Genomic DNA, 251 nt, shown 5'->3' with positions numbered 1-251 from the left:
GCGGAGGACAACTCCCAATCTGCTCAAAACGCAGACCGGAGGCCATCGCAAAAACCGTCAATCAAATCGCCAAAACCCAGAAATTACCGGCCAAGCACATCAATCAGGGGTTCTTCGATCCCTCCACCTCTCGCAGGCGTTGTTTTCGCCATTGAGGAACTTGCCCACTCCTTTGAACAGAAATCGTCGGGCCGGACACTGACCGTCATCATCTTTTCCGGGATTACCGCAATCGCTCTCCTGGGAAATTA

Annotated in this window: 1 pseudogene; it reads left to right on the top strand. The window is 52.6% G+C overall.

Annotated elements, in window-relative coordinates:
- Window positions 1-126: 126 nt before the first annotated feature.
- A pseudogene (locus tag HNW77_RS18115) lies at window positions 127-251 on the top strand (chloride channel protein); the annotation flags it as partial.

The sequence above is a fragment of the Komagataeibacter melomenusus genome, assembly GCF_013155395.1.
Lineage (GTDB): Bacteria > Pseudomonadota > Alphaproteobacteria > Acetobacterales > Acetobacteraceae > Komagataeibacter > Komagataeibacter melomenusus.
This window is presented reverse-complemented; position numbering and strand designations above follow the sequence as displayed.